Annotated in this window: 25 protein-coding genes and 1 tRNA gene; 16 read left to right on the top strand and 10 right to left on the bottom strand. The window is 34.6% G+C overall.

Annotated elements, in window-relative coordinates; all coding sequences use genetic code 11:
* Window positions 1-3: 3 nt before the first annotated feature.
* Both OPR28_RS03525 and OPR28_RS03520 read right to left on the bottom strand, forming a co-directional pair.
* The gene (locus OPR28_RS03525) at window positions 4-534 is read right to left on the bottom strand and encodes a phospholipase D family nuclease (protein WP_265023517.1); all 531 of its coding nucleotides are present in this window, start codon (window positions 532-534) and stop codon (window positions 4-6) included.
* Window positions 535-1,391: 857 nt separating this feature from the next.
* Window positions 1,392-2,216, bottom strand: a complete 825-nt coding sequence (locus OPR28_RS03520; protein WP_265023516.1) for a hypothetical protein — start codon at window positions 2,214-2,216, stop codon at window positions 1,392-1,394.
* Between the two features lie 167 nt (window positions 2,217-2,383).
* On the opposite strand from OPR28_RS03520, the gene OPR28_RS03515 reads away from it, so the two are divergent.
* The 4 genes from OPR28_RS03515 to OPR28_RS03500 are packed head-to-tail and all read left to right on the top strand — an operon-like array spanning window position 2,384 to window position 4,671.
* Window positions 2,384-3,022 (top strand): HAD family hydrolase, encoded by a 639-nt coding sequence (locus OPR28_RS03515; RefSeq protein ID WP_253303003.1) that lies wholly within the window; start codon window positions 2,384-2,386, stop codon window positions 3,020-3,022.
* On the top strand, window positions 3,022-3,516 hold the full coding sequence (locus OPR28_RS03510; RefSeq protein ID WP_077188432.1) for an RDD family protein: 495 nt from the start codon (window positions 3,022-3,024) through the stop codon (window positions 3,514-3,516). Before OPR28_RS03515 ends, OPR28_RS03510 begins: the two co-directional genes overlap by 1 nt.
* A gap of 59 nt (window positions 3,517-3,575) precedes the next feature.
* Complete coding sequence (bfr, locus tag OPR28_RS03505) at window positions 3,576-4,052, top strand: bacterioferritin (protein ID WP_265023515.1); 477 nt, start codon at window positions 3,576-3,578, stop codon at window positions 4,050-4,052.
* Between the two features lies 1 nt (window position 4,053).
* Entirely contained in the window at window positions 4,054-4,671 is a 618-nt protein-coding gene (locus OPR28_RS03500; protein ID WP_182321165.1) for an SURF1 family protein, read from the top strand.
* Window positions 4,672-4,701: 30 nt separating this feature from the next.
* Here the strand turns inward: OPR28_RS03500 and OPR28_RS03495 are convergent, their stop codons facing one another.
* Both OPR28_RS03495 and OPR28_RS03490 read right to left on the bottom strand, forming a co-directional pair.
* Entirely contained in the window at window positions 4,702-6,420 is a 1,719-nt protein-coding gene (locus tag OPR28_RS03495; RefSeq protein ID WP_182319809.1) for a monovalent cation:proton antiporter-2 (CPA2) family protein, read from the bottom strand.
* A 5-nt stretch (window positions 6,421-6,425) separates the two neighbouring features.
* On the bottom strand, window positions 6,426-6,998 hold the full coding sequence (locus OPR28_RS03490) for a thioredoxin family protein (RefSeq protein ID WP_038248302.1): 573 nt from the start codon (window positions 6,996-6,998) through the stop codon (window positions 6,426-6,428).
* A 108-nt stretch (window positions 6,999-7,106) separates the two neighbouring features.
* On the opposite strand from OPR28_RS03490, the gene tmk reads away from it, so the two are divergent.
* A complete protein-coding gene (tmk, locus tag OPR28_RS03485; protein ID WP_265023514.1) occupies window positions 7,107-7,697 on the top strand; it encodes a dTMP kinase in 591 nt (196 codons plus the stop codon).
* Here the strand turns inward: tmk and OPR28_RS03480 are convergent.
* The 4 genes from OPR28_RS03480 to OPR28_RS03465 all read right to left on the bottom strand — a co-directional run bounded on the left by OPR28_RS03480 (window position 7,690) and on the right by OPR28_RS03465 (window position 12,321).
* The gene (locus tag OPR28_RS03480; RefSeq protein WP_265023513.1) at window positions 7,690-8,358 is read right to left on the bottom strand and encodes a hypothetical protein; all 669 of its coding nucleotides are present in this window, start codon (window positions 8,356-8,358) and stop codon (window positions 7,690-7,692) included. The two genes, tmk and OPR28_RS03480, sit on opposite strands and share 8 nt — an antisense overlap.
* A gap of 154 nt (window positions 8,359-8,512) precedes the next feature.
* Entirely contained in the window at window positions 8,513-10,351 is a 1,839-nt protein-coding gene (gene ftsH, locus OPR28_RS03475) for an ATP-dependent zinc metalloprotease FtsH (RefSeq protein ID WP_265023512.1), read from the bottom strand.
* Between the two features lie 12 nt (window positions 10,352-10,363).
* A complete protein-coding gene (tilS, locus tag OPR28_RS03470; RefSeq protein ID WP_265023511.1) occupies window positions 10,364-11,659 on the bottom strand; it encodes a tRNA lysidine(34) synthetase TilS in 1,296 nt (431 codons plus the stop codon).
* 182 nt (window positions 11,660-11,841) lie between these two features.
* The gene (locus tag OPR28_RS03465) at window positions 11,842-12,321 is read right to left on the bottom strand and encodes an OmpA family protein (protein ID WP_010081889.1); all 480 of its coding nucleotides are present in this window, start codon (window positions 12,319-12,321) and stop codon (window positions 11,842-11,844) included.
* Between the two features lie 275 nt (window positions 12,322-12,596).
* Here OPR28_RS03465 and OPR28_RS03460 point away from each other — a divergent pair, with 275 nt between their 5' ends.
* The 5 genes from OPR28_RS03460 (at window position 12,597) to ppa (ending at window position 19,385) form a co-directional block, all read left to right on the top strand.
* Window positions 12,597-14,024, top strand: coding sequence for a gluzincin family metallopeptidase (locus OPR28_RS03460; RefSeq protein ID WP_264339690.1), 1,428 nt, complete (start codon window positions 12,597-12,599; stop codon window positions 14,022-14,024).
* A gap of 23 nt (window positions 14,025-14,047) precedes the next feature.
* Entirely contained in the window at window positions 14,048-15,124 is a 1,077-nt protein-coding gene (locus OPR28_RS03455) for a rod shape-determining protein (protein WP_209473299.1), read from the top strand.
* A 202-nt stretch (window positions 15,125-15,326) separates the two neighbouring features.
* On the top strand, window positions 15,327-16,439 hold the full coding sequence (gene mnmA, locus OPR28_RS03450; protein WP_209473297.1) for a tRNA 2-thiouridine(34) synthase MnmA: 1,113 nt from the start codon (window positions 15,327-15,329) through the stop codon (window positions 16,437-16,439).
* Between the two features lie 1,156 nt (window positions 16,440-17,595).
* A complete protein-coding gene (locus OPR28_RS03445) occupies window positions 17,596-18,819 on the top strand; it encodes a WD1261 family protein (protein ID WP_265023510.1) in 1,224 nt (407 codons plus the stop codon).
* Window positions 18,820-18,878: 59 nt separating this feature from the next.
* Window positions 18,879-19,385 (top strand): inorganic diphosphatase, encoded by a 507-nt coding sequence (gene ppa / locus OPR28_RS03440; protein WP_010082061.1) that lies wholly within the window; start codon window positions 18,879-18,881, stop codon window positions 19,383-19,385.
* A gap of 71 nt (window positions 19,386-19,456) precedes the next feature.
* On the opposite strand, the gene OPR28_RS03435 is transcribed toward ppa, so the two are convergent.
* Window positions 19,457-19,585 carry a hypothetical protein gene (locus OPR28_RS03435; RefSeq protein WP_256437680.1) on the bottom strand — a complete coding sequence of 43 codons (129 nt, stop codon included), beginning with the start codon at window positions 19,583-19,585 and terminating at the stop codon, window positions 19,457-19,459.
* 199 nt (window positions 19,586-19,784) lie between these two features.
* Between OPR28_RS03435 and OPR28_RS03430 the strand changes: the two genes are divergently transcribed.
* The 4 genes from OPR28_RS03430 to OPR28_RS03415 all read left to right on the top strand — a co-directional run bounded on the left by OPR28_RS03430 (window position 19,785) and on the right by OPR28_RS03415 (window position 22,450).
* A tRNA-Ser gene (locus OPR28_RS03430) sits at window positions 19,785-19,875 on the top strand.
* Between the two features lie 176 nt (window positions 19,876-20,051).
* Window positions 20,052-21,197, top strand: a complete 1,146-nt coding sequence (locus OPR28_RS03425; RefSeq protein ID WP_264329597.1) for a SurA N-terminal domain-containing protein — start codon at window positions 20,052-20,054, stop codon at window positions 21,195-21,197.
* Between the two features lie 97 nt (window positions 21,198-21,294).
* On the top strand, window positions 21,295-21,915 hold the full coding sequence (locus tag OPR28_RS03420; RefSeq protein ID WP_006279429.1) for a ferredoxin reductase domain-containing protein: 621 nt from the start codon (window positions 21,295-21,297) through the stop codon (window positions 21,913-21,915).
* Window positions 21,899-22,450 carry a 5-formyltetrahydrofolate cyclo-ligase gene (locus OPR28_RS03415; RefSeq protein WP_010963143.1) on the top strand — a complete coding sequence of 184 codons (552 nt, stop codon included), beginning with the start codon at window positions 21,899-21,901 and terminating at the stop codon, window positions 22,448-22,450. Before OPR28_RS03420 ends, OPR28_RS03415 begins: the two co-directional genes overlap by 17 nt.
* A gap of 36 nt (window positions 22,451-22,486) precedes the next feature.
* Here OPR28_RS03415 and OPR28_RS03410 read toward each other — a convergent pair whose 3' ends face one another.
* Window positions 22,487-23,521, bottom strand: a complete 1,035-nt coding sequence (locus tag OPR28_RS03410) for a hypothetical protein (protein ID WP_265023509.1) — start codon at window positions 23,519-23,521, stop codon at window positions 22,487-22,489.
* A 136-nt stretch (window positions 23,522-23,657) separates the two neighbouring features.
* Here OPR28_RS03410 and elbB point away from each other — a divergent pair, with 136 nt between their 5' ends.
* The gene (elbB, locus tag OPR28_RS03405) at window positions 23,658-24,365 is read left to right on the top strand and encodes an isoprenoid biosynthesis glyoxalase ElbB (protein ID WP_265023508.1); all 708 of its coding nucleotides are present in this window, start codon (window positions 23,658-23,660) and stop codon (window positions 24,363-24,365) included.
* A 178-nt stretch (window positions 24,366-24,543) separates the two neighbouring features.
* Window positions 24,544-24,852 (top strand): hypothetical protein, encoded by a 309-nt coding sequence (locus tag OPR28_RS06895; protein WP_320157040.1) that lies wholly within the window; start codon window positions 24,544-24,546, stop codon window positions 24,850-24,852.

Below are 24,852 nucleotides of genomic sequence, written 5' to 3'. Positions count from 1 at the left end.
CGATTAGTTGGGAGCGTATTTGTAAGATTGTGACATTCGTGCCTCCCAGTTTTTCACATACTGCTGAATCAATTCAGGATAATCTGTAATAATTAATAAATTTTTAGCATTTCCTTTTTTAGCTGTCTTACTAAGGTTAAATGACCCTGTGATGACTTTTTGATTGTCAACAATCATTATCTTATTATGAGCAATCTTTGGCTTATCATCGATCCAAATTGGTACTCCACCTGAAAATAATTCATTTATAACACTATATTTTGAGTAGAGTTGCGATTTATCTAAGATGACTTTAACATCAACACCGCGTTCTTTAGCATTAATCAAAGATTTTGCAACTGTTCCAAGAGTAAATGTATATTCTTGAACTAAGATAGATTTTTTAGACTGATCTATTACGTTGATTATCGGTACAGCACAATCTTCTCCAGGTGAAAAGCAAACCGTAGCTTTTGGGCAGGGCGAAAATATAAAACCCGCATAGTAATACAGAGAAAAACACATTAACAAGAATAAAAAGTGAAAAAGCCTCACAACAACCCACCCCCGGATATACGGCGATAGGCTACATTATAATTTAATCACCTGTCAATAGACTTCTTGCATAGTTTTTGGCAACAACCGTTAGAAACGAAAAAACTTACTTGACAAACTCCGCCAGCCCCCTTATCATGAAACTGAAGGTATTCAGTTATCTTCATCTGTGCAGATTAAACAGCAAGAAAACAACGTAGTTGGCGTCTTATTTTTAATTTTTTGCACTATGTGCACCTTATGTCTTCACAATATTTCTAGGTTTTTACCTACACAAGCTGAAACGCGCTTATAAGTCGTTTAAGACAGTATAGTACGCCAATTTGCAGGATTAGGGAGTGACAACTAGCTAACACGGGGTTTCTTTTGCCTTTTTTTCTGCTTAGTAAATTTCTTAAACATTTAAACTAAGGTGAGTTGCATTTAAAAGCAGCTAAATTGCAGTGTTTAAGACTTAAAAAACGCCAATGTTCTAAAATAGATATTAGCTGGGGCTTCTTTTGCCTTTTTTTTCGCTTGGTAAATTTCTTAATGTTTATAGCTAACATGAAGCTAAGTACGAACTTTGTTAAATACAACAAATGGTGTCATCCCAGTGCTCCTTTTTTTGTCATCCGAGTAGCTGACACTGGGATCTATTTTGCATGTAACTCCAATTGTGTTTTGGCATAAAACGCGACGCGTATTAGACTTATTTGCAAGCAAAGCTTGCTAGATCCAAGTAGTCAGGGCACTGGGATGACATCATAGGGACACTGGGATGACACCCTGACAATCGTCATCCCGCTACTTGTTAGCGGATGAGATACCGCGGCGGTATGACGGTTCGTGGCGGTATAATGAAGCTTGAAAGCGGATCACCTTTCACGACCCGTGTTTACTTCATTCACTTTAGGAGTATTAACAGGCGTTATTGCCGGGTTCTCAAGCTTTGTTGCCTGCTTCAAACCCTCGCTTACACTTTTGTCCTTTAAAATTTCATCAAGCTGCTTACTCTTTTGTTGCTCTTCGTTATTTGACGTATCTCTTTGAGCATCTTCTTTCATGCCACGAGCATTCTCTACATCCTTTTCACCTTCACCTAAAAATTTTTCTAATATTTTCTTAACAAAGCGCTTCAGAAGACTCAAAAACCCTTCTTCTTTTTGATTTTCTTGTGGTTGAGGCGTGGTATCTTTTTTGTCCGGCTCAGTGTTGAGCTTCTCTTTTATAGAACTCTTGCTCACTGAGGGATTAACGGTTTGTGAATCGTGCTCTGATGCTGTTTGCACAGAAGCTTCAGTAGTCTTTTTTTGTGTATTATGTTCAAGGTCTTTAACTGCTGTTGTAGTTTTTCTCGGAGTGTCTTGGAGTTTTTTGTCACTTTTTGGCTCTGCAACTTTTTCACTTGTGAAGATGCCCTTCCCTTTATATTGTTGGTCAAGCTCAGCAATTCTTTCAAAATCTTGACGTACTTTTTCATCTGCACGTCCTTTTTGACTTTCAAATTTCTGACTCAATTCTGCAACGTTTTTCATTTTGTTCTCAAGCTCCTTACTTTTCACAGCTTTTAGAGCCTCTGTTCCTTTTGCGATATAATTAACCTTCTCTTCTAATGAGGTACCTTCTGGAAAAGCACCTGGAGAACGTTCAAAAACATCTTTAAACTTTTTTTCAACACTTTCTTTAGATGTCTGGGCCATACCTGTTACCTATTAAAACATATCATATAACCAGTATATTAGCTAATTATATAAAAAACAGTTAACATAACTTGTGGTAAAAAGTGTTTATCAAGGGCGTCCTATTTATATCTTTTTCATTAAAATGCTATTTACTTATTAAGTTAAAATGTATAATTATGTAAGAAATGAAAGATAGCCCATTAGCAGTAGTATTCGATTGGGATAATACCTTAGTTGACACTCAAGATAACATTTTTAATGCTATTAAGCATACCATAAACTCAATGGGGTATAGTAATAAAGCTGCTGATAGAAATTCCCATGAGTCGAGAAAGAGCTATATGGTCAATTTGTTTGGCGATCAGTGGAAAAAAGCAAATCACATATATCAACAATACTTAGATAATGCGCTATTACAAAACATTGCTCTGAATCAAGGAGTAGAGGAAATGTTGCAGACACTGAAAAGCCACAATGTTTATCTAGCAATAGTAAGTAATAAGAAAAATACTAATTTACGTGAAGAAGTTACCTATTTTAAACTAGATTCTTACTTTGAAAGAGTGGTTGGGTCATCCGATACTGCAGAAGATAAACCATCTGCAACCCCACTGCTATTTGCATTAGAAGAGAGTACGTTGCCTATAAATAGAGAAAATGTGTTTTTCGTTGGTGATAGCATCACAGATGTTCTGTGTGCACAAAATGCCAATTGTTTACCTATTATATACGGTCAATCAATAAGCGGTTATGAAGATTTGTTATGTTTTCAACATTTTGATAAACTTACAGATTTTGTAATAAAGTATTTAGAAGATAGGTAATGACCGCTGTTACAGAGATTGCCAGTATAACAAGACGCTTTTGCGCGTATTTAATAGATGTAGCAATTTTATTAATTCCAACTTTATTAATTATACTGCTATTAGAGGATTCTCCGTTGATTTTACATCTATCATACATGTGTGTAAATTGTAGTTACTTCACATATTTTATATCTTCAAAGGCCCAAGCAACTCCCGGTCAACAGTTAATGAATATGTATACTATCAATTTAGATAATTCTAAAATAGACTTGAATTTAGCGTTTGACAGAAGCTCTTCCCAGTTTTTTCTTCCTTTGTTAAACAGTGTAGTAGTTGTCCTTACTGAATTTTTGCGAGATCAGGAAGTATTAGTGAATGTCTTGAGTGCATTGAAAGTAATTATAGTGCTACTCACTCTCTGCTGGTATCTAGTTGCTTGCTTCTCTAAGAAAAAACAGACATACCACGACATGCTATTTAATACGGTTGTTATCAAAGGAACTATTAAATGAGTTGCTATAACTATCGTTATCATATAAATTATGCTGATGAATTGAACTAAGGGAAGATTATGAATGAAGAGATAGTAAAACATTTGAACAAATTATTGACCAATGAGCTGACTTCTGTACGCCAGTATCTTTTGCATTTTGCGATTCTCAAAAACAATGGAATTAATAGATTTGCAGAAAAGGTAAAAAATGAGCTTAACGAAGAACTTGAACATGCAAACAAGTTGGCAGAAAGAATTTTGTTATTTAAAGGAGTCCCAAATTTTCAGGATACAAACGAAATATCAAAGTATGATGGAAAGTTTACAAAAGACACAATACGGAAAATCTTAGAAGCTAATTTGAAATTAGAGGGAAAAGGTATTAAGGATATCAAAGAAACGATTTCTATCGCTGAGAAAGAAAAGGATTTTGTTAGTGTAATGTTATTAGAAGAGATGTTAAAAAATGAAGAAGAGCACTTTCATTGGATTGAGAAACAGATCGATCTTATTGAACTAATGGGTGTTGAAAACTATTTAAGAACACAAATATAGAGTGTTAAAAAAGATAGTATTTATTTTAATTATACCTTGCTCACTTCTTTTTTTATTAGGGTTATGGCAAATATTCAGATTGAACTGGAAGAATAATATTATTAAAAGTATGAGTCTTCCAGTGGTTCATCTATTGCCCAATAACGACCTTGAAAAATTTAACTATAGGCATGTCAAGATTGATGGGATTCTAAGTGACATAGAACTATATGTTTTTGCAGGGCAACACGGCTATCACGTGCTGTCTCCTATGTTGCTCACCACTGGACGTTACATGTTGGTGAATAAAGGAATAGTCAGAGAAAAAAAGGAGAAAAAAGTAAAAATTGAAAAAGTAGTTGCAGATGGAATTTTATATTGCGATAGCAATAAAAGTAAAAATTGGTTTATCAAGAACGATACTGCTTCGAATACATGGTTTACCCTGAGTACAGAAGAAATTTCCAATGAGTTAGGTATTAAGCTAGAGAAGTGTGTATTGTGGCCGAACAATTTTGGCAGCAAAGTAGCTATACAGCCAATGAAGCATTTGGAATATGCAATCACTTGGTTTGCACTTTCCTTAACTTGGTTGATTATGTGCGTAATTTACTATAGGCAAAACCTCAATAAAGCTTGAAGCTTTCTGTACATAAAATTAGAAAAGTAGTTATTCATCTTTATCACTACCAAGGTCTTTTAACATACTGTAATTGCCTTTTCTGAATCTACTTTTTAAAGACGTAACTCCACTTTCGCTAATACCACTAAGGCTCAGTGCAGCTCCACCTAGCTGCAATCCTATCTCAGATGTTTCAGGAATAATTTTACTAGCTCCTAGATCTCTATAAACCTCCACATTACTCAGATCTGGTAAGCGTATTACAATATTTACATGCGGAAAATTTGCTGCAACTAAAGAAACAACTTTTTTTATAGTAACTTCATTCTTTATTGAAATAACGAGAGCTTGAGCTCTTTCTATTCCTACCGATTTTAAAATTTCACATCTTGTAACATCTCCAAGATATATAGGAAAACTATCACTTTTTCCTTCTTTGACTATTTTCGATTGAATATCTACAACAACGTAACTTAAATGCTCTGCCGTAAGCATTTTTGTTACCATATATCCCACTCTACCAAATCCAGCAACTATCACATGGTTATAAAGATCTTGTGTATCTGTTTCAACAGCTTCATCATCTAATATTGTTTTCTCAGTGCTAAATGAGTTTGCTATCCAATCTCCAAGCCCCGATAAAAGAGGAGTGAAAGCCATGGTTACTGTAGTTACCATCATAAGTACTTGAGCGATTTCACTTGGTAGCACATTTAGCTCATCTGCTAAGCGAAATAAAATAAACGCAAATTCACCGCCTTGTGAAAGCAGTAACCCAGCTTGTATAGCAGGTGCACTCTTAAATCCAAAAAATCTACACAATATATATATGATAGATGTTTTTAAAACGATAAGGATAATCGATAATAAAGTAATTAGTGGTAACTTATTGAGTAAAAGTTCGGTATTGATGGACATACCAACAGTCATGAAAAATAAGCCAAGAAACAAATCTTTAAATGGTAATACCGCGTGTTCCACTGAGTGTCTGTATTCTGTTTCTGCAACTAACAATCCAGCGACAAATGCACCTAATGCCAACGATAAATGGAATTGCTCAGTAATAAATGCTGCTCCTAATACTATTAAAAGCGTTGTTGATATAAAGACCTCATTACTTTCCATTTTAGCAATAACCGAAAATAAAGGTCTAAGCAATAATCTACCAGTTATAAATATCAGCACTAATGCAATAGCTGCTTGCACCAATGAACCTGCCAATGAGCTTATCAGGCTGTGCTCAGAATTGCCAGCAAGTAAAGGTACCAATACTATTAATGGTACTACTGCAAAATCTTGCATTAATAGTACTGCTATTGACAACCTACCAACCTGACTTGCTTGAGAACCTTTTTCTTGCAGAACCTGCAACACTATTGCTGTTGAGGATAGCGCAAGCCCACCACCAATAACTGTTGCTATATTCGTATTCACTCCGAAAGCAAGAGCGATGCACCATATTGCTACCATGGTAACTATAACTTGAAGAGAACCGAACCCAAATACATGAATACGCATAGCGATCAGGCGTTCAAATGTCAATTCAAGGCCTATAATGAATAATAGGAAAACTACACCAAATTCTGCAAGATTATCCATTGCTTCAGCTGAGTGTATCAGATTAAACCCATGAGAACCAATAACTGCACCTGCAACGAAGTAACCGAGCACTGGACTAATATTCATTTTCCAAAACGCTATGACTATAAACACAGCAGCAGAAAGCAAAATTATAATATCAAACAAATGCTGAGAGCCACTGTGCATGATATTTAACCTGTAGAATTAGACCATTTAATTGAGCAGCCAATACTTGATTTTTGGTCAATTGGAGAATTACCAGTTTCTGCAATAAATTTCATAGCTTGAAATAAGTCACTACTTCCTACTTCATAGCTTTGAACCTTTTCTTTTTTTGTGTTATTAAAACGTCCACGATAGCAAAGGTTTAAATTGGAATTAAAGCCAAAAAAGTCAGGAGTGCAAACAGCCCCGTATTCTTTAGCTATTTTCTGTGTACTATCAATTAAATATGGAAATGTAAACTTATTTTCCTTGGCAAAATTAATCATATTTTCAAAGGAATCTTCTGGATATTCATTTACATCATTTGGCATTATTGCAACGGTGTTTACCTGATAATCTTTTTTCAATTGATCAACATCGCTTACCAGATTGCTAATAATTGACTGAACGTAAGGACAGTGATTGCATATAAACATTATAATAAGACTATTTTTTCCACAACAGTCACTTAATGCATAATATTTATTGTCTACTCCCAAAAGATTAAAATCTTTTGCAGTAAAACTAAAATCGACTTTAGGAGTATTCAGAGCAACCATAGACTATCATTATACCATATGTAATTTACGGTCTTATTATTTAAATGTCAAACGGTTTCTATGTATACTGTTTGCATATTCTTTTTTATTATTATAATTATAAAACTTATGTTCATAACTTTCGAAGGAATAGACGGCTCTGGTAAAACAACACAATCTAAGCTACTTGCAAATCATTTTAAGCAAATTCACGGCGAAAATAATGTGGTATTGACTCGAGAACCAGGTGGCACTAACTTTGCAGAAAAGATAAGAGGAGTGTTGTTAACGAATAATATTGATCCTATTTCTGAACTCTTGCTACTTATTTCGATGAGGCGCGAACATATGAAAAAATTAATATTACCAGCTCTTGCAGAAGGAAAAATAGTGATTTGTGATCGGTTTATTGATTCAACTATTGCATATCAAGGATATGGGTTTGGAGTTGACTTAGGGCTAATAAGGGACTTACATAAGCTAGTGGAAATTAAATATCCAGATATTACATTCATTCTAGATATTGATGTTAAAGTTGGGTTAAATAGAGCAAAAGACAAGAATAAATATGAAGAAATGGATGTTAATTTTTACAATAAGGTCAGAAAAGGATTTCAGGAAATAGCCATAAAAGAGCCCGTTAGGTGCAGTGTTATCACTGGAATTGAAACAAAAAATGATAATCACGTACACAATGAAATTATTGATAAAATCACCTAGCTTGTGATAGAAAATTATCAATTTCAGGTAACATTATTTCATATGAATAACTTTTTGTTTGAGTAGCTAAAAAATCCTGTATTTTGTCTGGATCTTCTTCACTTATCATCTTATATGCCCTTGCGAGGTTCATTAATTCACTTCTATTTTTTTTATTGCTTACTTCAGTAATAGTAAAAAATTGATCAAAATGGTCTAAGAGGTCTTTATTTTTTATTGAAGACACAATATCGTCAATTTCTTTCACATATAATGCAAGTGTGTGTGCTTTACTACGATCTTCAAAACAAAGATTAACAAGCACGTTACGAAACCTATCTTTCGTAGTACTTCTCACTTCTGCTAATAAGGACTTAATATTTTCTTGGCAATGCACTCTCTTTACCGATTCAGCCGGTTCAACCATACCAAGAACATTCTTTACCAAAGATTTTTCTTCACAACTAAATATGAACATGTAATAACCCATCGATAAAGTGAAGAGCAAGAACATAGCCGGAAGTAAAAACGGAGCTAATACATTTTGTGATGCAGGGAAAATAAACCAGGTAACAGTTGCTATTGATACAGTTACAAATAATCCTGATAAACATAATTGTGCTTTTCTTCTATAATTCTGATCAATAACTGTACTTACACCAATAGAAGCTATATCAATCATTACTCACACCTCATTAAACATTAATACTAACTGAATGATAGCATTATTGTGATGAAAATGCAATATTATGAATATTTTAATACAATTTATATTGACAGTTACAATTCTGAATGTTTTATTGCAGCGTTAGCTGATTAGCATTTTTAAGATGAGGTCAACTCTCATAGAGAGAGGATTTTTTTATTTTCTCATTCTTCTCATTTTCCTCTCTAACAATTTTTTTTCCATTTAATATGTCCTTTATTTCATCTCCTGTTAAAGTTTCAAACTCCAGTAGATTTTCGGCAATGAGATCTAAGCCTTTCTTATGCTTGGTCAAAATGTCTTTTGCTTTTTCATAGCAAGAAGATACAACTTTCTTCACTTCTTCATCTATAAGTTTTAACGTATCTTCAGAAATTATCTCAGAACCATGTATGGTTTGTTCGCGATTGTGATAGATCGGGCCTATTTTGTCACTCATTCCCCATTTTGTTACCATAGCGCGTGATAAATCAGATGCTTGTTTTATATCCGAAGATGCACCGCTTGTGACTTTATCGTAGCCAAAAATTAGCTCTTCTGCCACTCTTCCACCCATTGCAACAGTTATATCTGCTAGCATCTTTTCTCTTGTGAGGGACACTCTATCTGTTTCTGGTAGTCTCATAACTAAACCGAGTGCCCTACCGCGTGGAATAATTGTTGCCTTGTGTATAGGATCAGAAGCAGGCATATTAACAGCAATCATCGCATGACCAGCTTCATGGTATGCAGTCAGTCTCTTTTCCTCTTCTGTCATAATGAGAGATCGCCTTTCTACGCCCATCATCACTTTATCACGTGCATATTCGAAATCATCCATGGTAACAATCTTCTTGTTTCTTCTTGCAGCGATAAGTGCAGATTCGTTCACTAAATTTGCTAAATCAGCTCCAGAAAAGCCTGGTGTTCCTCTTGCAACTGTTTTCACGTTTACATCTGGTGCTATTGATATTTTCTTTATATAAGTATTTAATATCTTTTCACGCCCATTTATATCGGGTAAAGAAATAGTAATCTGTCGGTCAAAACGACCAGGTCTAAGCAGTGCTGGATCTAAGACATCCGGACGGTTAGTCGCAGCAATTATTATTACACCTTCATTAGACTCAAAGCCATCCATCTCAACTAATAACTGATTTAATGTTTGTTCTCTTTCATCATTGCTGCCACCAAGACCAATGCCACGATGTCTACCCACCGCATCTATTTCATCTATAAAAATTATACAAGGAGCATTTTTCTTGCCTTGATCAAACATATCACGAACACGACTTGCACCAACACCCACAAACATTTCAACAAAATCAGATCCAGAAATACTAAAGAATGGCACATTAGCTTCTCCTGCAATTGCACGAGCAAGTAAAGTTTTACCAGTTCCAGGAGAGCCAATCAAAAGGCACCCTTTTGGTATTTTTCCACCTAATATTTGAAATTTTTGCCTTTGTTTAAGAAAATCAACGATCTCTACTAGCTCTTCTTTTGCTTCATCAATTCCGGCAACATCATCAAATGTTACTTTTTTTCCACTAGTCATGAGTCTAGCCCTTGACTTGCCAAAGCTTATAGTTCTGTTGCCCCCCGCTTGTGTTTGTTTAAGAAAGAATAGCAAGAAGCCAATAAAGATAAATGTTGGGACCCATGAGATAAGTAATCCACCAATTACGTTCATGGCAGAATCTCCAGTTGAAAAGGAGAATCTCACTTTTCTATCATGTAAATTTTTTATTAGGTCGCTATATATGACACCGCTTGAATTGAAACTTGAACCGTCCCTGAACTTGCCTTCAATGCTCTGGTTTTTTATGACAATATTTTCTACATCATTGTCTTCTAGTCTAGTTAAAAATTCCGAAAAAGGTATAATTGTTTTACTTTTACCTACATTTCCGCTGAACTGAATATAAGCAACTGAAATAAGAACAATAATTACTAACCAGATCAATAAGCCTTCTAAAAATTTTTTCATTTCTATTTCTAACTAAATACTAATCAAGCTTACCAAATTTTGTTTTATCGTGCTATTAATAATGCATTGAACCTTATCGTCATTGGTATTTTTTCCGTTATAATTTACATCAGGATAAGCAAGCACCTTTCCATCTTTTAGCACTACAGGCAAAGAATAGAAAACTTCAGGGCAGCAGTTGTAATCCTTCAGAAATTCAGGAACTTTTTGTGTTTTTTTTAATGGAGCGATGATAACTGAACACTCTTGATTTCCGAGTATTGTGCAGCTAAATCTGTTATCCCATTGAGTAGGTTCATTTAAAGGTAGGTTTAAGGTAATTTCTTGTATCTTTGACGATTCTCTAATTATCAAGATATTTTCTCCATGTTTTCTTATTTTACACCCAGAAAGTGTACAGTTAACATTACTATCCTTTTGCAATATTTTATTAAATATTACGATAAGGCTGTTGTACCTTGGTTTATAATGTTTACTGGCAATTGCCATTATGGAGTAAAGAAGAAGCCTCAAGGCTATTTCCTCTGGCAATTGATAAAACTCACTTAGTTTAATTTCAATATAACCAAGATCATGCACATTAACGCAGTCATTAAACGCAAGGCGTGTGTAGTGCATCAACGCTTTTGCAGCTCTTTTCATATGAAGGGCTGTGAGACATATTCGCTCTGTTAAAATCTCTTGATTGTCACTTGCTTTAAGTAAGTTACGGTATAAAGTTCGCCTGTATTTTAAGTCATAGTTGCTTCTATCTTCGATCCATTTTAACTGGTGAAACTTAGCGTACTTTTCTATTTCACTACGACTAAAATTTAACAGTGGCCTAAATATATAAATACCATTTAGGAAAGACTTGTAGTCCATTGATGATAATCCATCTACGCCACTACCTCGCTCTAATCTTAACAAGAACGTTTCTGCTTGATCATCTTTGTGATGAGCGACGAGCAAACATTTAACATTATTGTTTTTACACCACTCTGCTAGTAACTTATACCGTGCTTTTCGTGCCTGTAACTGAATATTGCCTTTAATATTTTGCTTTTCCCAATTTAATATGAACGATTCCTTTGCTCCAAGTTCCTTTGCATAACTTACAACAAAATCAGCTTCTTTTTGAGACTCTGAACGTAATCCATGATTTACTGTTAATGCTATAGGAAGTGAAAGCTTGTTTTTTTTTGCCCAGTTAGTCATTAAGTGCAGTAAGACTATACTATCTACACCACCTGATACTGCAACTGCAACTTGATTGTTATAGAAAGCAAAACTATTAACCACATTTTGAAATAATAACTCTAATTCCATTATGTCTCTTGATGGCCAGATAGGTCAGATCTCTTACGTCATACCGCGACTTATTTGTGGTATATATAGATCCCGCTCAAGCAACGAAATATGACAAGTTTGTCCTTTTTTGTCTACCCCAGTGCCCTTTCTTTATGTCATCCCAGTGCTTGACACTGGGATCCAGGTTTTAATGCAAGAAACTATTTCTTTATTCCAGAAAATGAAAATTCCACTCTACGATTTTTAGCATGCTCTTTTTCATATTTAGAATTTCTAGAATCATCTTTTACATTAACCAAAGGCTCAGTTTCACCTTTAGAAGCAGTTTTTATTCTGTTTTCTATGTAGGGTGTACAACTAACCATAAATTTTTTAGCTGCATCAGCCCTTCTAGCTCCTAGCGCAAGATTATATTCATGAGAACCACGGTTGTCAGTGTGACCAGTTAAAGTAACCTTCGCGTCAGGGTTATCTTGTAACACCTCCATTACGTCAAGTAATGCATCTGCACTTACTTCAGCAATACTAGATTCATCATAACCAAAGAAAACTCTTTTATCACCTATCTGCTTAACAACAGAATTTATTTTATTTGTTGTATTTGCTCCTTTTTTTGGGCAAGAACTTACACCAGTAAGTAATAAACAAAAACAGCACATTATAACCAGTCTACTCCACATTACTAAACCTCCATAAATTTTAAATAGTGCGTAACTTTAATTTCAGTAGCTAATATCTCTCCATATTGTAATATAGTCAAGAGAAATAAAATACTAAATACTTTTTCTACAACCTTACAATTAATTTTCCTATAATATGCTGGACTCTGAATAGAAAAATCCAATAAAAGAATAAAAAGTACAATTTTTTATTGTACTTTAAGCAAATATACTTTTAACTTTATTATTAATCTATTACGGTATTAAACAGATGTTTTCTAAAATAATGAACAAATATGCAATCTTATAAGTTTTTAGAGGAAGTATTATATAGGGTAAAGAATATCGAAAATACGCTAAAAGTACTAAACCAAAGCCAATTGAATATAGAGGACAAAGTTGAACAAATGAGTCTTCTAGAAGAAATCAGACATGAAATTATCTCTCATGACGCAATAAAGGAATCATTAGCAGATGCTCTTGGTAACAAAAAAAGTGCAAATACTCAGCAGCTAAAGTTAATAGAGAGAATACATAAAAGCAACAGTGCTGTTCCTATTGATTTAGTAAAGTCTTTATCCAAAGCTAAGGTTGAATGCCAAAATTTATGGAAGCTATCTCATTCTGAAACCAGTAACTTAGAAAAACTAAAAGAACGTTTTACTGATTTAATCACACTCATTCGCGAAGTAGCTTCTATAAAATCGCAGCAATTAAAATGCTCAAAATACGACTCACTGCTTGCTGACTATGACTCTGATATCACAGAAAAGAATATAAGGGAAGTATTCCCCAAGGTAGGCAAATTTTTTAGCGAAAATGTAGATAAAATAATTGAAAAGCAGAAAAAGGATAAGGATAAGGTTACTAATATACAAAAAGTTGCTACTCAGAAACAGATTGAACTTGGCTCATTATGTTTACAGCAAATGGGTATTGCACTAAATGAGATTCGTACTTCTTATTACTACCCTATAGATTATGATGAATCTGATTTTTGTTATGGTTTATTTTCACTTTTACGGCATAGTGGTTATGCAATTTATCAAAAATGTTTAGCGCAAAATTCTATAAGTAGTCCAATTACGAGACATGTTATGTATGAAACTCAAGGGTTATTCATGGAAAGGATGATTGGAACATCCAGAGAATTTATTGAGTTTATTCAACCACACATAAAAGAGAAATTTGCTATAAAAGGCAAAACTAACGAGAAAGTTAGCAGTGTTGAAAATTTGTACTTGATTTTCAATGAAATAAACCTTTCTTCTTTTTTAAAAAATGCAGATGAATTTAGTCTGTTAGCTCATATTATGTTGAGAACTAGGTTAGAACAAGATATAATAAATGGTACATTGGAAGTCAAAGACCTGCATGATGCGTGGCTGGAAGGTATGAAGCACTATAAAATTCCAGTAAAAGCTGAAAATGAGCTAAACACTTATTTTCAAGATGAATATTGGGCAAGCGGTGTTATGGGCTACTTTCCTATAAAAATTATTGCTTTAATTGCTGCTGTGCAGATTTTCTCTTGCGTTAAAAAGAATCATTACGAATCATTAAGTGCTATAATAAAAGGAGATTTTAGTTTACTTATCAGTTGGTTATCTCAAAATATATACAGTGCAAAGTGTGGCCTGGAACTGCTAAAAAAAGTAACAGGTAAGGGTTTAGACGTTGAGTGTGTTACTTACTACTTATCTGAAAAGTATAATTTGTCTTAATAAATGGTTTTCTTGAGTTATGTATGAATTTTGTTCGAAAATTAACCGGAAAGTTTTATAGCCTTTTTACTTTCAAAGGTTTGTTTGCTAGCGATATTGCTATAGACCTTGGTACTGCAAACACTTTAGTTTATCAGAAAAATCAGGGAATAGTGCTTGATGAGCCTTCAGTTGTAGCAAGAATAAAAGAAAAAGGAAGTTACGTTCCTTATGCTTTTGGTAAAAAAGCTAAAATGATGCTTGGGAAAACGCCTGGAGAAATAGAGGCGATAAGGCCCTTAAAGGATGGAGTTATTGCTGATTTTAAAAGTGCGGAAGAAATGCTAAAATATTTCATACGCAGTGCAAACACAAAATTCACTGTTAATAAACCTAATATTATCATATGCGTTCCATCTGGATCCACGCCAGTTGAAAGGCGTGCTATACAAGATGCAGCAGAAAGTGCTGGTGCAAATGAAGTATTTTTAATTGAAGAACCAATGGCTGCAGCAATCGGAGCTGGGCTCCCGGTTACTGAACCTGAGGGTTCTATGATTGTTGATATAGGAGGCGGTACAACTGAAGTTGCAATTATTTCTTTAGGCGGAATTGTTTATTCACGTTCTGCCAGAGTAGGTGGCGATATTATGGATGAAGCAATAAAATCATATATTCGTGAAAATCATAAGTTATTAATCGGTGAAACAACCGCTGAGAAAATTAAGAAAAGCATAGGTTCAGCCAGTCTGCCAGGTGAAAATAACAAAGAGGGAATGATAATTAAAGGCAGGGATTTAGTGAGTGGCATGCCAAAAGAAATGCTTTTATCAGAATACCAAGTTGCAGAGAGTTTAATAGAGCCTGTACATCAGATAATTTCTGCTATTAGGACTGCACTGGAGAGCACTCCACCTGAACTTTCTTCTGATATAGTCGATAAAGGAATAATTTTATCCGGTGGCGGCGGATTATTGCGTAACTTGGGCAAAGTTATCAGTGAAACAACAAAACTACCAGTTCGTGTTGCAGATGACCCACTTTGTTGTGTTGCTCTGGGTAGCGGAAAAGTGCTTGAAAACATGGATTATTTTGGCCATGTTTTATTTAAGCAGGATTAAATTATTTTTAAAGGTAGTTCATCGAATTTTATAGCAAATTTTACCTCAAGCATAAAGATGTCATCCAAGTAGCCAACACTGGGATCCAGAAAAATTGACTATAAACAAGTATGCTGTTTCGATGAAATTGTGTAATAGAAACTAGATTCCAGTGTCAGCTACTTGCATGACACCAAGTTTGTGTTTATAAATTAAGGCGATTATGCTAAAAGAATTTGAAATAGAACCTCTGCTAAAAGATAAAGCTCCGCACCAGACCAAGGCTGTTGTTGCAATGTCCGGGGGAGTTGATAGCTCCGTTGCTGCAGCACTGCTACATAACCTTGGGTACAAAGTGGTAGGTGTGACTCTTCAACTCTATGGCACCGACGGTAATGCTAACGCAAGAAAGGGCGCATGCTGCGCTGGACAGGATATTTATGACGCTAAGCGTGTAGCTGAAAGTGTTGGCTTTCCTCACTATATTTTAAACTATGAGGAAATATTCAAAAAGGAAGTAATAGAGGATTTTGCGAGTACCTATATGCGTGGGGAAACTCCCATACCATGCGTGAGATGTAACCAAACGGTAAAATTTCGTGATCTATTGCAAGTTACAAAAAATCTTGGTGCGGATGTGCTCGTAACAGGACATTACGTGAGAAGGTTAGAAAAAAATGGTGAGGTAAAGTTGTGCAGAAGCATTGATAAAAGTAAAGATCAAAGTTATTTTTTGTTTGCTACAACTCAAGAGCAATTGAAGCTTTTGCGATTTCCACTAGGTGGGTTCTATAAAAGTGATATAAGAAAATTAGCAAAGTATTTCAGCTTACAAATTTCTGAAAAGCCGGACAGTCAAGATATATGCTTTGTTTCCGAAAGCTATAGTAAAACAATAGCTAAATTAGCTCCACAATCTGTACAGAAAGGTAAAATAGTGGATGTTAATGGAAAAGTGCTAGGCGAGCACAGTGGCATAGTAAATTTTACAGTGGGGCAAAGAAAGGGCTTGGGTATCGCACACAATGAACCTCTTTATGTGATAAAAATTAATACAGAAAATAATGAGGTTATAGTAGGTCCGATCAACGTATTAATGCAAAAAAAAATATTGATCAAGGAGTTAAATTGGTTAGAACAACCAAAGGAAGGTATGGAAGTAACTGTGAAGCTGAGATCATCACATGCGGGAAGTTTAGCAACAATACATTCAACTGACGAAAAAAATAAAGCCTGTGTCATTTTAAACGACGATTACTTTGGCATCAGTCCAGGTCAAGCCTGTGTAGCGTATAAAGATGAGCAAGTTATCGGCGGTGGATGGATATGCTCTTAACTAAAAGCTTTAATGCAGAGTGTAAACATACAATAGACTTCTTGCATAACCATATAACAGAAACGAAAAAACTTCCTTGACAAACCTCGCCAGCCCCCTTATCATGAAACTGAAGCTATTTATTTATCTTCTCTGTACAGATTAAATGACAAAAAAACTCACGTATCTGGCGTCTCATGTTTAATTTTTTGCACTATGTGCACTCTATGTCTTTATCAAATTTCTGGGTTTTTACCTACACAAGCTGAAATACGCTTATAAAGCATTTAAAACATTAAAAAACGCCAACTTAAAAAATGGATAGTGAATAACTAGCTACCCTAGGGTTTCTTTTGCCTTTTTTTCTGTTTAGTAAATTTCTTAACGTTTATAATTTAGATTAGTTGCGGCTTAAAAGCAGCTAAATCGCGGTTATTAAGTGTTTAGAATAAAAAAACGCCATACTTGAAAGTATAATGTAAGTAATTAGCCAACCACGGGGCTTCTTTTGCCTTTTTTTGTTTGGTAAATTTCTTAATGTTTGTAGCTAAACGACAACCGTCATCCCAGCGGGATCTAGAGATACCGCGAATGAATCGCGGTATGACGGTTCGCGGCGGCATAAAGATAAGTCTCGTCATCCCACTGCTTGTTAGCGGGATCTGGAGATACCGCGGCGGTATGACGGTTCGCGGCGGCATAAAGATAAGTCTCGTCATCCCACTGCTTGTTAGCGGGATCTGGAGATACCGCGGCGGTATGACAGTTCGTGGCAGCATGAAGATAAGCTCGTCATCCCGCTAGCGGGATCTCTTGTTAGCGCCGCGGCGGTATGACGTAGGATTGTTGTCATTTCGCTACTTGTTAGCGGCTAAGAGATACCGCGGCGGTATGACGGTTCGTGGCAGCATAAAGATAAGTCTCGTCATCCCGCTACGTGTTAGCGGGATCTATGTTGAGAGATACCGCGAATGAATCGCGGTATGACGGTTCGCGGCGGCATAAAGATAAGTCTCGTCATCCCGCTGCGTGTTAGCGGGATCTCTTGTTAGTGCCGCGGCGGTATAGCTATACCTTTTTCTACTTAGTTTGGGTTATGCAAGAAGTCTAATAACATTTATTGCTATTTTGCCATGTATCCCTTATACTATAAAGTAGAACATTATAGGTTTCAGCAATGATAAAAGAAATTGAAGAACTAATAAAAATTGTTGGTAAGGGTAATTTATTAGAGACGTTATTTATTTTTTTAGGTAGCTTTCAACATGCTGACTTAGGTCGTTTTATGGATCACAGAAATCATTTTGGTTTGTCTGAATTCATTAGAAAAAAAGAGGAACCATTAGATAAATATTTTAACTTAAAATTTAGTCTACAAGGGCTGTTTTTAATTTATGCTCAAGCTTATCAAATTCTAAGTGAAAACAATAACCTGAATACTAAAGATGTCATAGATAAAATATATGAAGTTATTAAAGGATCTGAGTTAAATGAATATATAAATGAAGTAGTAGATGGAAGAAAATTAGATTTACTTAACATCTTAGCAAATCCAAAGAGAGAACCAATATTTAAAACAGAAGAAGATTTTGAAAATAAAGTACTCATTGGTCTTAGAAAGTTACTAAGTGAAGGAAATACATTAAACAAATATGACAGAGAATTTGTATTAAATAAGTGCGTTATCAGCAGCTATTATTCCATTCATGACATAAAAGCAGATAAAGATATAGCATTGTTCTTTTCTTTGGGTGGTCACTATAAAGAACTTTCGTCATCTAACAAAACAGTAAAAAGAGAAGTATTAGAGATATGTGAGAATCAGTTAATAGAGAGCTATATAATGTTCTTAGCTGGCAAACTACACATGATCGGATTATCAAGTAGAGATAAATATACAATCGACCATGAGAATGTGGATCGGCAAGAGAAAGCATTGAAAATGGATGGATTAATATATCCTATAAATACAAAAAACACCCTAGAGCAACTGTTAAAAAACCAAAATAGTGATGAATTTGAACAATTAATAACGAGCCCTGATAATATATACTACTCAGTGCTGCAAGAAGAGAATGAATGTAGGCCAAATCCTATCACCAGCAAGAAAAAAGAAAAAGACCATAAAAACACAGTCTGTAAACTTATTTTAGGTATGTTTGTATTATCTGTTGGGTTATATGTTGCTGATTATTTCTTTATGGAGCAAAAATTATTTAATCCAATAAAAGGTGTCCTACCACAGGATAATTTTGCTAATCTAGTAATTGCTGCAGTGCTTACTATCGTAATAGTATATGCTTTATTTCAATTATCACAGGAACCACCACTTTCAACAGTCAATAAGATGACGAATGAAAATTTAGGACAGCCCGTGCAAAATAAGTTTAGAATTACATAAATGTAGCAACTTAAAAGCATATATTGTATAATGCTTATTCTTAAGTTAAGAGGTAATTTATGGATTTAAGTAAAATAACAGCAGGACCAAATGCGGTGAATGTGGTAATTGAAATAAGTGCGAATGCTGAGCCTGTAAAGTATGAATTTAATAAAGAGTTTAGGTTGTTACAAGTTGACAGATTTTTATCTACCTCAATGACTTATCCTTGCAATTATGGGTTTGTACCAAATACCTGCGCAGGTGATGGTGATCCTGTGGATGTTTTGGTGCTAACTCAGTTTCCCTTAGCATCTAGTGTTTTAATATCGGTGCGTCCGATAGGCGCATTACTCACTAAAGATGAAAAAGGAGAAGATGAGAAAATATTAGCTGTGCCTGTTTCCAGTGTTGATAGCTATTATGACAATATAAAGGACTATTCTGACTTATCTAAAAGCCTACTAGATAAAATTACTCATTTCTTTTCTCATTATAAAGATCTGGAAAAGGGAAAAACGGTAGCAGTTGGAGAATGGGTTGGTGTGGAAGAAGCAAAGAAAATCATTGAAAAAAGCAGAAATTAGTTTTTATTGATTTATAGCTAAAGTGGCTTAGGTTTGCCCACAATTTGAAAAACAACAAATTCGTCATTCCGCTACTTGTTAGCGGAATCTATACCGCGCACAACTGTACGAACATTGCAATATGGCACATAGTAAACGATGTCATTCCAGTGCGTGACACTGGGATCCAGACTTTCCGTAAAAACGTTATATTTTAACATAACACTTATATGCTCACCAACTTAGTGCTAATCAAAATCCTGGATCCCAGTGTCTGGGCACTGGGATGACAAGAAAGGGAGCACTGGAATTTTTGTTTCAGCATTAGCCATGCATCTGAACAGATACAAATATTGCAATTAAAAGCATTAGACAGGTGGTAGAGGTCTTGGTATTATATAATCTTTAGGTTCTAAATTTGGAAGGGTGGCCGAGCGGCTGAAGGCGGCGGTTTGCTAAACCGTTATACGACCCAAAAGTCGTATCGAGGGTTCGAATCCCTCTCCTTCCGTATACTGTTTTGAGCACGGTCTAAATTCGCTATATTAGCATGTTTTTAGCCTATTTACCAGCGTACCTGATTTTGTTGCAATGGTTTTTATTTCCATTGTCACTGAGATCACTATTAAAAAGTTGGCTAGCATTGACTCAGTATTTATTATAGAATTGGTTATTAACTTTACTTGTATGTATAAAATACTAATTTTACTGTTGATAGTGTTGCCACTTAGGTTGCTTGCAACCGAGATTGAAATTATTGCAGATGTAAATGGCGAGCCAATTTCAAATTTAGATATCGAAAAACGCATCAACTTTATAAATTCATTGTTTGGCACTCAAAGTGTTAATCAAAAAGAAGCAAAACCTCAAATTCTTAGGGAGCTAATAGACGAAATTATCATTATCAATGAAGCACAGAGGCTGAATATAAAATTGAGCAACGAGGAGTTAGATAATGCTGTCATGTTATTTTTAACCCAAAGTTTTAAACTTAATGCTAATGAAGTTGATCAATACATAGAGAAGCATAATATAGATCTTGGTATTTTAAGAAAACAAATAAAATGTCAGTTACTGTGGAGCAAAATTATTGAAGTAAGAATTGTGCCATTTATTAATATAAGCGATAAAGAAGTAGATGATGTAAAAAGGCAAACAGAAAAGCCGGATTATCTTATCACGTTCCAAGAGTTTATAATTCCTGATCAAAAAGACAAGGACGTTTATGGTATAGCTGAAGATTTAGTAAAAAAATTACGCAACAGTAATAACCCAGAATCTCCAATAAAGATGCGTAAAGCAACAGTTAATTTAAGTCAGCTAAAAGGAAAACTCAAGAGCGTTTTAGAAGGATTAGAAACCAGCGACATAGCAGGTCCATTCAGTTTCAGTGAAGGTTACTCCGTTATAAAAGTAATAGATAAAGTACAACTTAATCATGCACTGCTGGAAAGCACTTTAAAATTAAAACAGATTGTGGTTGAAGGTTCAGAAAGTTTATTGAATAATTTTAAAGAGCAAAAGGTCAGTTGTTTAAATTTTGATAAATTGGCAGATAATTTTAAGCTGCCAAACGCAAAAGAATTTGAAATAAAAATGCGAGATTTAAATCCTGATTTACAGATTTTATTTAGTAAAACAAGTGTGAATGAAATAGTAGAATTGAGAGAAAATGGCACTGCAAAGTTGATGATGTTGTGTGATATCAAGAGTAATGTAGCGGGTATAGAAGCAATCAAACAGAAAATGTACCAACAAAAGATTATGATACAAAGCAACTTGTTATTAGATGATATGCGTAAAAATGCAGCTATCAGTTATCGGTATAGTTGAAGTCAGAGAGTGTCCTTGTCTTTGTGTATAGAACTATATAAATTACTTTGTTCTATAAAATTTCAAAAAATTTGAACAAATGCAGTTAAAATAGCACATGAAGAATATAATGCTAATTGGTGGTGGAGTTGGAAATGCAGTGTTATTTTCGATAGGGAAGGCATGTCTTGAAAATAATAACAAGGTTTTGTACTTTGCTGGCTATAAGAAGTTAAGTGATGTATTTAAACGAGCACTGATAGAGCGTGCATCAAATGCAGTAGTTTGGGCATGTGAAGAAGGATTGATAGAAACAAGCAGAGATCAAGATAAATCCTTTCATGGTAATATAGTTGATGCAATAGTCTCTTATCAACAAGGAAGATTAGGTATTAATTTGAACGTTATAGATAAAATTATCACTATTGGTTCTGACAAAATGATGAAAGCTGTGAATGAAGCTAGAAAAACAATTTTAAAGCCATATCTGAAATCAGGCCACATAGCGATATCATCAGTTAATTCTCCTATGCAGTGTATGATGAAAGAAATCTGCGCTCAGTGTGTGCAGCAACATATAAATGCGAAAACAGGAGAAAGGAGTTTTGTTTATAGTTGCAGTAATCAAGACCAGGATATGGGGTGTGTTGACTTTGACTTTTTAAGTGAGCGCTTGAAGCAAAATAGTTTACAAGAAAAACTTACTGCAAAATGGATAGATCATGTTCAAAGATATTAAACAGCACAAAAAGGAAATAAGAGAGCAATATAGAGCTATAAGAAAAGATATTGATGAAAGTTATTCCAGTTATGCGGCAAATTCCCTTATTAATCTCTTTAATCAGAACTTAAGCTACGTTAAAGGCAAAACAATAGCAGCTTACATTCCAATGGATGAGGAAATAGATGTTGTGCCTTTGATGCATAGTTTACTCGATTTAGATTATAAAGTAGCAATTCCTAATAAAAATAAGTTACTAAAATTTGAGGAATGGAACAAAACAAATGAAGACGTAATTCCCGACACAATCATTACTCCTGTTATTGCTTTTGATGATCATTTTAATAGATTGGGTTTTGGCGGTGGTTGGTATGATACAATGATAGAAAAACTGCGGCCACTTGGAAAAATATTTATAGGTGTAGCCTATGAGAAACAATATTGTAAAGATTTACCTGTAGAAAAACATGATCAAAAATTGGATATTATAATCACTGAGATGTGTGTTAGATGTGGAAGTGGATTGCTCAAAAAAGTGGATAAAAAAGAATAGATCTCTACCTTTTCCATTCCCTCCCTCTCCAAGCCATCAGAGGGTTTTGGTTTCTCCTGTACTCGCTTGTTCAGAACTTGGACTATCTAATTGAGGAACTGGTGACTTCATTTGGTTAACTTTATCATTAACCATTTTTTCTACCTCCTCTATTTTACCCTCACCAATGGCCATAATTTTAGATTGAAATTTCTCCATAAGTTCCTCAAGTGCTTTCTTATCACTTTCATAAGTACTAGTACCTTTTTCTCTAAGCTTTTTCATATCATCTTCTGAAAAATTTTGAATAGTTCCATTCTTTACTAACTCTTGTATAGCAGATCGCTGCCCTTCATTTTGAAGCATGCCTATGACCTTTGCTTTACTCTGGGCGTTTTTTATTTTTTCACCTTCTTCGGACATATTATAGCCTATAATCTCTAGAGCCAAACTGTTGTATAATTTACTAAAGTTATCTTTTTTTGGCCCAACCTCAGGCAATTTATCCCCTAAATTTTTAGATAAACTTTTCACTGCTTTTCCTGCATCAATCGCACCTTCTTTTATTTTTTCCCCTGCCTTTCCTATACCTATTCCTACATAACGTGTTCCAATAGCTACAAGCGCTATTAATGTAGCAAGCACAATAAGCGGAGAAAATGCTACTCCTAATACCATTCCAGCAGAAGCTATTCCTATTTTTTCATTTGCAGATGCTGATTTAAAATAATTGACTAGATTATCCAGCGGACCTTTATTATTATTTATAACATTACTTATTGCTTGCTGATTAACAGATTGTAGTGCTTCTTCTATTATCTTTGGCTCGATATCTTCAGACTTTGAATTTTCAAGTGCTTTTTCAATGAATTTTATAAATAATTCTTTGTTAACCTCCTTTTGCAAGCCTTGGTCATTAATCGCTAAACCTAAATCTTTGAGGTTCATCCCTTTAACTTGTTCTGATAGGGTTGTAAATAACTCTTTTTTCCCCTCTTGTGAGGATTGTGCAATACTTTCTATTATATCTGAAATAGCTTTTCTTAGTTCTGGATAGTCAGTGTCAAAAAACATACTATTGCTAGATTCCATATTCAGCTTCGTTGATTATAAATATGCCTAATTATACATACTAATCATTAATTATATTATAATTGATATAACATACCCCTTTCCAAATATAGAATTTGTATTAAAATATCTAGATTACATGAAATTAAGGTACTTTATGGGTGAAAAAAAATTAAAAGCTGCTGTGGTCTTATCAGGGTGTGGTCACCTTGACGGTGCAGAGGTAAGAGAAGCGGTTTTAAGTCTGCTTGTGCTTGATCAGCAGGAAGTGGATGTTAAATGCTTTGCACCTGACATCAATGCCACACAAGTTGTGAATCATAAAACAAAGGAAGCAGTGAAAGAAAAAAGGAATGTACTTGTGGAAGCAGCAAGAATCGCAAGAGGCGAAATATATGACTTAAAAGAAGCCAAAGCTGAAAATTTTGACATGCTAGTTGTACCTGGTGGATACGGGGTTGCAAAAAATTTGTCTGACTTAGCTGAAAATAAAGACATGGTGACAGTAATGCCTGAATTTGAAAGATTAGTTTCAGAATTTTTTGTTATAAAAAAGCCGATAGGAGCGATATGCATATCTCCAGCCATCATTGTTTCAATTTTAAGTAGCAAGATAGGTAAAGAAGAAAGTAAGGTTAAGGTAACTATAGGAGATGACAGAGAACAGTTGATAGAGAAGCTTGGTGGTGAACACATAAAGTGTGATACAGGGTTATCAATAGAAGACGAAGAACATAATGTATTTTCCTGTTCTGCTTATATGCGTAGCGACGAAAGTACATACTCTGTATATCAAGGGATAAAGCATATGATTGACAGCATGGTAAAAAAGATTAACAAAAAAACTAAACAGCCATTCCTCTAAGATGTAGTAATTTAGACTTCCTTACACAATTAACTGTTGAATTTTACATTCCTAGCTGTATTATGGTTATATAGCTAAAGTGCTCTAGGTTTACTGGCTATTACTTGTTAGCGGTATGACGTAGGGCTGTACTCGCTATATATTTCAGTTCTTTTTTTATAAATGCAAAGTGTTTTATATGTCAGACCTTTTCTATATTGAAACTACGTGTTGTGTGGACGGTCAGTGTGATGTCTATACAGGGGAAGTGAGTTTTAATGATGTCATGTTAGGCAAGTTCAGTCTAAATTCGTGCAGCGGGAAAGAAGCTATGATAAATCTAGACGTTATTACATTCGATATTAATATCGCTATTGATGGTCAAAATGGAAAAACAATAAAAAGAGACCTTAAAGGTCTTGAATTTGTAACTAAAGATGATGGTTCTTGGTATATTAATAAGAATTTTGGTAATGATAGATTTGAAGTTATAGTAAAGCAATCATGA

The sequence above is a fragment of the Wolbachia endosymbiont (group A) of Epistrophe grossularia genome (assembly GCF_947251435.1).
In the GTDB taxonomy this organism is placed as follows: Bacteria; Pseudomonadota; Alphaproteobacteria; order Rickettsiales; family Anaplasmataceae; genus Wolbachia; species Wolbachia pipientis.
The sequence above is the reverse complement of the archived record's forward strand: the minus strand, read 5'-3'. Positions and strand labels throughout refer to the sequence as shown.